The organism is Nocardia sp. NPDC050710 (assembly GCF_040654375.1).
Taxonomy (GTDB): Bacteria; Actinomycetota; Actinomycetes; order Mycobacteriales; family Mycobacteriaceae; genus Nocardia.
In genome coordinates this window covers 95,362-104,217 of sequence record NZ_JBFAHV010000028.1, presented here as the reverse complement: position 1 = coordinate 104,217, position 8,856 = coordinate 95,362, and the positions used below count along the sequence as shown (strand labels likewise).

Genomic DNA, 8,856 nt, shown 5'->3' with positions numbered 1-8,856 from the left:
TTGCCCGACCCGTCGCTCTTCCGATCTCGGCCGAAGCGCACGCGACGCAGTCGCAAGTCTCGGCCGCTCGGACGCGAGACATAAAGGGCCGCGAACCCGCCGCGCCCGTGCGGCCGACAACACAGCAACACGCCGCGCCGAAGGCGCGGCAAACAAGCACAGTAGGATGTTTTGGTGTCTCCGGCCGATCGAGCGAACAGTCGACGCCGCCAGCCTCGGCGCCGCGGTTCGGCGGCCAATGCGGCGAAACCGCGCATGCGCACTGTTCGGGAGACTTCGGCGGGCGGCCTGGTCGTCGACGGGCTCGACGGTCCCAGCGAGAAACGCAGCGCGGCTCTCATCGGACGGACCGATCGGCGCGGCCGGTTGCTGTGGTCGCTGCCCAAGGGGCATATCGAAGAGGGAGAGACCCCCGAGCAAACCGCCATTCGAGAAGTCGCCGAGGAGACCGGGATCAACGGGGTGGTGGTCGCCGAACTCGGCAGCATCGATTACTGGTTCGTGACCGAGGGGCGCCGGGTACATAAGACCGTGCATCATTATCTACTGCGTTCGGTCGGCGGCGAACTCTCCGACGCCGATGTGGAGGTCACCCAGGTCGCGTGGGTTCCGTTGAGCGAACTGGATTCTCGGCTGGCCTACGCCGACGAACGGCGGCTCGCCGAGGTGGCGAACCGGCTGATCGACCGGATGGAGACCGGCAAGCGATGACACGTGGACTGTTCCGGATCATCGTGGCGGTCCTGATCCTGCTGGGTTCGGTGACGGCGGTGCCCGCGCTCATGGGGACGCCGGCCGCGGCACAACCGGGTGGTTCGAGCAGCCCGTCACCGAAATTCCTCAAACTGTCGCTGGATTCGGTGACGCCGTCGGCGGTCACCACGACCAGCGATCAGAACCTCACGGTCTCGGGCACCGTCACCAATATCGGCGACCGGGTGGTCGACGACATCAGCGTCCGCATCCAGCGCGCCGCCGCCGTCACCGCGCCGAGTGATCTGCGCTACGCACTGCGCCTGGATCAGATCAACTACGACGTCACCGGTCCGTTCGAGGATGTCGCCGAACGACTCAGCCCCGGCCAGCGCAAACAGTTCACGCTCAGCATCGCGTTGCGCTCCACCGACGGTACGGCCTCGCTCGACCTCACTCAGCCCGGCGTCTACCCGCTCTTGCTGAATGTGAACGGCGAACCGGCGTATGGCAGTCAGGCCCGGCTCGACGACGCCCGCTTCCTGCTGCCGGTGCTCGGACTGCCCGCCGCGACCGGAGGCGGCGCCACGGTCCCGGCCGTGCCCGCTCCGCCGGAACCACCGGTGGCGACGACCCTGGTGTGGCCGCTGGCCGATCGACCCCGGCTGGTCGCGGGCGTGCCCGGCTCGGTGAACGGGAAGGTCGAGCTCACCGACGACGATCTGGCGGCGTCGCTGGGCAAGGGCGGTCGGCTCGACCAGCTGCTCGGCGCACTGGAGGCCGTGCTGGGGTCCAACGGACCCAAGGAACCCGGCGTGGCCGCCGCGGTGTGCGTCGCCGTCGACCCGGATCTGCTGCTCACCGTCCGAGCCATGACCGAGGGGTACCGGGTGCTCGCCAGCCCGTCCGACCCCGACGGCGCGACCCGGGCGGGCGCGGGCGCGGCGGCGGCGCAGTCCTGGCTGGATCGGTTGCGTGCGGTCGCCGCGTCGGTCTGCACGGTGGCACTGCCGTTCGCCCAGGTCGACATCTCCGCACTGGCGGCGGTAAACGATCCCGCGCTGTCCGCCAGGGCGCTGGACGCACCCGCCGATATCGTCGACGCGATCCTCGCGACCAGGTCTATACGCGGGGTGAGCCTGCCCGATTCCGGCAGTATCGACGCGGGCGCCGGAATGCTGTTGCGCAACCGCGGTTTCGGCACCGCCGTGCTGGCCGACACCGCGGCCGTCCCGGTCGGCTCGGCCCGCAGTGATGAGTCCACGCAGGTCAGCGCCGGGCAAAGCCCCTCGGTCTCGAGCGGTACCCAGTCCGAACCCGCCACACCCGACGTGGTCCGCCTCCCCGATGTCGCCGCGCTGCCGGCCGCCGCGAACCCCGCGCCCGAACCCGCCGCGCCGCACACACCGATCGTGCCGCCGCCCGCGACGCCCGGCGCACCCGCGGCCCCGGCAGGCGATCCGGCGTTGCACGTCGCGACCTTCGATATCTGGTCGGCCACCGCACTCGCCGCGGTCGGATCGAATCCGCCGACGCCGTCGTTCACACCCGCCCGGGTCCGCTACGACGTCACCAACGACTCGCGCACCGCCCGGTTACAGGACGCGATCGGCGCCATCTCCTGGACCGCACTGAACCCACAGCCCGGCCACCCGCGTTCGCTGCTGTTGATGCCGCCCCAGCAGTGGGGCGCCAACCGGGACGAAGCCGGGGCGCTGCTGCGCCAGGTCGAGCTGTTGATGCGGAACAATCTCGCCGCCGCGCGCCCGTTCGCCGAGTTGCTCGCCGAGCAGCCCGACGCGCAACCGTACGAGCTGGACTATCTACCCCAGGCCGCCAAGGACGCTGCGCCGGGCCGATTCGTGCTTCCGGTGCGCGAGCAGGCCAACCGGATCACCGAGATGATGCGCGCGCTGGTGGACGTGCCCGAATCCGAGCCGACGCCACAACAATTCCTGACCCCGCTGCGCGACGATCTGATCCGGGTGCTGACACTCTCGGATCGACGTTCCGGAAACAGCTCCCAGCCGGATACCTTCGCGCAACGCCGACTGGACCAGACCACCCGGGCCATGGACGAGCTGTACCGCTCGGTCACGGTGCTGCCGCCCGGCGGGGTGTACACGCTCGCTTCCGAACAGAGCCCGCTGCTGCTGGTGGCGCGCAATGATCTGCCGGTCGCGATCCGGGTGCGATTCCGGATCGAGGCGCCCTCGGAGACGAAGATCACCGATATCGGTGAACAGCAGCTGCCGCCGAAGGGCACCCGCTCGTTCCAGATCCCGACCGAGGTCAGTGACAGCCGCAACCTGGTGATTCCGATCTCGCTGAACACTCCCGACGGTATTCCGCTCGGCAATGCCACCTCGGTTTCGGTGCGTTCCAACGCCTACGGTCAGGCATTGGCGATAATTACCGCGTGCGCGGGATTGCTGCTGTTCCTGCTCGCCGGGCGTCGATTGTGGCGCCGGTTCCGCGGGCAGCCCGATCCGGCCGACGAGGGATTCGATTCGGACACCAGGCGCCGGGTCAACCGCTACCGACGCGCGCGCACACGGGTACTGAGGAAGCAACAGGATGGGTGAACAAGCGCCCCTAACCGGACAGCGGTACGGTTCGGGACAGTTGTTCGGCATCAGCATTTGTGTCACCCCGGGCGGATGGCAGCACAATGGTGGGAGCTCGACGGGTGGAACTAGGCGAAACGCCGGACCTCGAGCAAGCCGGTTGCAGAGGTCCGGCCCGGCACAGGAGGCATGATGAGCGACGATGACTTGTCCGCTCATCGGTCCCGACCTGATGAACGACCCGACGGGCCACCGGCCCGCCGGGCGCCAGTCGCGCCTTGGGAACGACGACTCCAACCGCACGCCGAACCCGAGGAAGACCCGGGCATGACGTCGAGAGACCCCCACGGTGGTCCGCCACCGCGCGTCCCGCAGGTCAGTCGCCCGGTGCCGCCACCACCTGGTCGCCCGGTTCCCCCGCCCCCGCCGGGGCGCCGGATGCCACCGCCATCCGGGCCGATACCCGCGCAGTCGGGGCCGATACCCGCGCAGTCCGGGCCGATACCCCGACAGCCCGCGCCGCCGCAGCGCCCCGGCCCCGCACAACATCCCGGTCAGCGGCAGTACCCCGCGGCCCCGCCGCCGCAGGGGCAGGGTCGGCCGCGGCCGATGCCACCGGGTCAGCAGCTCCCACCGGGTCAACCGGTGCCGCCTGGTCATTCGGTGCCGCCTGGTCAGCCGCCGCGGAATCCGGCCCCGCCCACCCGGGTGCCCCCGCAACGGTTCGCGCCGCCGCCGAACTATCCGCAGCCGCAGCCGAATCCGGCCCCGCAGCGCCGCAGGCCGGTCCCGGTCGAACGTGCCGCCGCCGCTCCCACCCCCGTCAATCGGCCGCGAACCCAGGAATGGGCGGTCATCGATGAGCCGGAAGCCCAGGAGGCGAAGCAGAGCGCGGGTGCGCGCCTGCTCAGGGACTCCGGATCGATCGCCGTCGCGACGCTGATCAGCCGCATCACCGGCTTCGGCAAAGTGCTGATGCTGGCGGCCGTACTCGGCCCCGAGATCGCGAGTGCCTTCACCTCGGCCAGCCTGATTCCGAACATGATCGCCGAACTGGTGCTCGGCGCCGTCCTCACCGCCATCGTGGTGCCGACCCTGGTCCGGGCCGAGCAGGAGGATCCGGACGGAGGCGCCGCCTTCGTGCGACGGCTGGTCACCGCCGCGTTCGTCGTACTTGCCACCGCGACGGTGCTGACCACCGCGGCGGCCCCGATTCTGGCGACGCGGGTCTTCGTCGATCCCAATGGCCAGGTCAATACCGCGCTGACCACCGCGCTGACCTTCCTGCTGCTGCCCGCGATCGTGTTCTACGGCATGTCGGCGCTGTTCACGGCGGTGCTCAACACCAGACAGAACTTCAAACCGGGCGCGTGGGCGCCGGTGCTGAACAACATCGTCGTCCTCACGGTGCTCGGCCTGTACGCGCTGACACCCGGTGAGATCACGCTGGACCCGGTGCGGATGAGCGATCCGAAACTGCTGGTACTCGGCGTCGGCGTCACCCTCGGTGTGGTCGCGCAGGCGCTGATCCTGCTGCCCGCCATCCGCCGGGAGGGTATCGATCTGCGCCCGCTGTGGGGTGTAGACGAGCGGCTCAAGCAGTTCGGCACCATGGGCGCCGCGATCATTCTGTACGTGCTGATCAGTCAGATCGGCCTGATCTTCGCCAACCACATCTCGTCGCAGACGGATGAGGCGGGCCCGGCGATCTACTCCTACACGTGGCTGCTGTTGCAGCTGCCCTACGGCGTTCTCGGCGTTACGCTGCTGACCGCGATCATGCCGCGGTTGAGTCGCAATGCCGCCGCCGACGACACCCCCGCCGTGGTCGACGACCTGTCGGTGGCCACCCGGCTGACCATGATCGCGCTGGTACCGGTGGTCATGTTCTTCACGCTGGCGGGCCCACAAGTGGGCCAGGCGCTGTTCGGCTACGCGCGCTTCTCCGGTGACGCCGAACGCCTCGGCCACGCGCTGAGCTGGTCGGCCTTCTCGCTGATTCCGTACGCGCTGGTGCTGATCCACCTGCGGGTGTTCTACGCCAGGGAGCAGGCCTGGACGCCGACCTGGATCATCCTCGGCATCACCGGCGTCAAGATCGCGCTTTCGGCCCTCGCGCCGTTCATCGCGAGTTCCGACGACCAGGTCGTGATCATCCTCGGCGTGGTGAACGGCATCAGCTTCGCGGTCGGCGCGGGCATCGGCGGTTATCTGCTGCACCGCAGCCTCGGTGATCTACGCATGGCCAATGTCGGGCGCACCGTGACCCGGGTCGTGCTGTCATCGATGGCGGGCGGCGCGGTCATGCTGATCGCGGACAAGGTCATCGGCTTGGACCGACTGTCGGATGCGCTCGGCGGCCCCGGCTCGCTGATCCGCGTCGCGATCGACGGCATCGTGCTGTTCACGGTGGCATTCGGTCTCATGCGACTTGCCGGTATTCCGGAAATCGTCGCGATTACCGTCGCGATTTCGCGGCGCCTCGGTATTACGCCGCCCGCACCGGATCTCGGTCTCGACGGTCCGGTCGAGGAGGAGTACGCCACGCAGGTGTTCCGCAGGCCGGATCCCTATCTGTACTCGGGCTTCGACCCGTATATGGATGCCCAGACCATGGTGCTGCCCGTGATCAGAGCCGATGCCGTTGACATCACCGGCATGGGCGAGTTCCCGTACCCTGTTCGGCAGAGAAGCACAAGTGGCGAATTCGCCGGAACTTCGACATATCAGGGCGAAGGAGGACCCAGGGTGAGCGACGACGCGGCGGTGGGCGGCGTCCCAGCCGCCGATTCATCTGCGACCACGGCAGGCGGCCTCTCGACCGATGTTCCGCCCGCCGCAGTGCACCCATCGGATCCTGATTACGCGGACCAGGGAGCCAATTCCGGTCCGCCCGCCGCGGGTCCGGTACCGGGCCCGCGCGAAAGTCAGGGACCCGCACCACGGGATCCGATGTACGACACCGGCATGATTCCGATTCCGCCGCCACAGATGGCCCCGATGGGCGATGCCGGTGGCAAACGCGTGCCGCGCGGCCCCAAGCTGATCCCGGGCGCCTCGGTGGCGGGCGGTCGCTATCGGCTGTTGGCCGGCCACGGTGGTGCGCGCGGACTCAGATTCTGGCAGGCGCTGGATATCAAACTGGATCGCGAGGTCGCCCTCACCTTCGTCGACGCCGACCAGAAGGCCACCGACAACTCCGGCCATGACGGCCCGCAGGCCATCCTGTCGCGCACGCTGCGACTGGGCCGGATCAATTCCCCCGGCCTGGCCCGCGTGCTCGATGTGGTGCGCGGCAGCTCCGGCGGCATCGTGGTGGCCGAATGGACGCCCGGCCGCTCGCTACGCGAGATGGCCGAGACGGTCCCGTCGCCCATCGGCGCGGCCCGGGCCATCCGGGCGCTGGCCTCGGCGGCGGAACTGGCGCATCGCGGCGGCGGCTCGTTATCCATCGACCATCCGGACCGGGTGCGCATCAGTGCCTCCGGTGATGCCGTATTGGCCTTCCCCGGCACCCTCTCCGATTCCGACGCGCAGTCCGACGTGCGCGGTCTCGGCGCCATGCTCTACGCGCTGATCACGGCCCGCTGGCCGATCCGATCCGGCGGCATGACCGGTTCCGCGGCCACCGTCGGCGGGCTGCGCCTCGCCGACTTCGGTCCGGACGGCACCCCAGTCGAGCCGCGGCAGATCCGTCCCGAGGTGCCCTTCGAAATCTCGGCGGTCGCCGTGCGCTCGCTGGAGTCGAATAAGGGCGTACGCACCGCGGCCACCGTGCAGCACGTCTTGGAGCAGGCCTCGGTCGTCGACCAGAAGACCGATTTCATTCCGGTGCTGCGCCTCGGCCAGCGTCAGGTCACCGCGGCCAGTGTCGACGAATCCCTGGCCGACCCCGAACTGCTTGCGGCGGAACGGGAACGGTCACAGCGGATGATGTGGATCATGGTCGGCCTCGGCATTCTGGCCGCGCTGGTGGTCGGCATCGTGATCTGGTGGATGGTCAGCGTATTCGCGCCAACCGCCTCGGATGCCCCGCTCGACGAACAGCGCAATATCGGGCTCACCACCGACAACAGCACACCGGCACCCGCGCCCGGTGTGGTGGTGCCGAGCACCCCGACCGGCGGTGTACCGGTTCCGGTGGCCTCGGTGTCGGTCTTCTCCCCGGAGGGGACCCCCGACAATGCGAGCAATGTACAGGCGGTGCTGGACCACAATCCCAGCACCATGTGGCGCACGGACCAGTACTTCCAGCAGTTCCCGGCCCTCAAGAAGGGGGTCGGGCTGATGGCCACGCTGCCCAGCCCCGCCAAACTGACCACCGTATCGATCGACTCGCCCAGCTCGGGCACCATGGTGGAAATCCGCACCTCGCCGACCGATTCGCCGACCATTGATCAGACCCAGCTGATCGGCTCGGCCAAGTTGGGGGACGGGATCACCGAAATCCCGGTTCGCGCCGATCAATCCGCCCGCTACGTCCTGGTCTGGATCACCGGCCTGGGCAACTCCGGCAATCAGTTCCAGTCGGCCATCGCCGATCTCCGTTTCGACGCAGCTCCGTAAGAATTCGACGCAGTACCGTAAGAAAGACGCAGCGCCGTAAGAAAAAGCGCCGCACACCCTTCCTTTCGCCGCCGGCCGCACGTGTAGATACCGTGCATCCCTGGGCGGCACACCCCCTACTTCGGCGGCCGCGCACCGTCTACGCAGGTTGCTGCGGCTTCGTGCCTCCCGATATGATTCCCTGGCGCTCTCACAGCAGGGGAGCTTCCCAGGATCTGGTGTCTCGATCCTGGATGCTGCGGAAATTCGATGGTGGTCGAATACGGCCGCTACGTGAGCGCTGTCCGAGGGGTTGGCTTGTCGTCCGAATCGAACGCGGTTTCCCATGGTGGGGGGACATCGCGACCGGTCGCGTACCGCGAACGGTCGTTCATGCCCGACGAATTGAGCGATGTCGAGCTGCTCCGCGCACATGTGCGCGGACAACGCCACGCCTTCGCCGAACTGCTGCGCCGACATAACGACCACCTCTGGCAGACCGCGCTGCGCACCTCTTACACACGCGAGGACGCGGCGGATTCGCTCCAGGACGCCCTGCTGTCGGCACACCGCACCGCGGGCTCCTTCCGGGCCGAGGCCGAGGTGCGCAGCTGGCTGCACGCCATCGTGGTCAACGCCTGCCTGGATCGGATCCGGCGCAACAAGACTCGCCGCGCCGTCTCGCTCTCACCGGACACGATGCCGGAACCGACCGACGAACGCGACGAATTCGCCGAGCTGGAAATGTCATTGGTCGTCGATCACGCCCTGTTCTCACTGCCGCCGGATCAGCGGACCGCCCTGGTCGCGATCGATCTGGAGGGGTATAGCGTGGCGGACGCGGCAGCGATGCTCGGTGTCCCGGAGGGGACGATCAAGAGCCGGTGCGCCCGCGCGCGGCAACGTTTGCAAGAACGTTTGGAATTTCTGCGCGATCCGGGGAACCGGAAGTAGATGAGGTGCGTCATTAATAGTGACGAACCACTAGACGATGTAATGGCGGTGCCTGCACGATGGGGGCGTCCGCGGCGACAGACCCGTACAGCTGATG

The 8,856-nt window shown here is 68.4% G+C and carries 4 protein-coding genes; all 4 read left to right on the top strand.

All coding sequences use genetic code 11. From position 1 onward, the window contains the following. Window positions 1-174 precede the first annotated feature (174 nt). The 4 genes from AB0H61_RS33590 to sigM all read left to right on the top strand — a co-directional run bounded on the left by AB0H61_RS33590 (window position 175) and on the right by sigM (window position 8,759). On the top strand, window positions 175-711 hold the full coding sequence (locus AB0H61_RS33590; protein ID WP_357311776.1) for an NUDIX hydrolase: 537 nt from the start codon (window positions 175-177) through the stop codon (window positions 709-711). Further along, complete coding sequence (locus tag AB0H61_RS33585) at window positions 708-3,278, top strand: DUF6049 family protein (protein ID WP_357311775.1); 2,571 nt, start codon at window positions 708-710, stop codon at window positions 3,276-3,278. The genes AB0H61_RS33590 and AB0H61_RS33585 overlap by 4 nt, the downstream gene beginning before the upstream one ends. Before the next feature lie 645 nt (window positions 3,279-3,923). Further along, window positions 3,924-7,826: a murein biosynthesis integral membrane protein MurJ gene (locus tag AB0H61_RS33580; RefSeq protein ID WP_357311774.1), complete on the top strand. Its 3,903-nt coding sequence runs from the start codon at window positions 3,924-3,926 to the stop codon at window positions 7,824-7,826. A 372-nt stretch (window positions 7,827-8,198) separates the two neighbouring features. Beyond that, on the top strand, window positions 8,199-8,759 hold the full coding sequence (gene sigM, locus AB0H61_RS33575) for an RNA polymerase sigma factor SigM (protein ID WP_357311773.1): 561 nt from the start codon (window positions 8,199-8,201) through the stop codon (window positions 8,757-8,759). Window positions 8,760-8,856 lie beyond the last annotated feature (97 nt).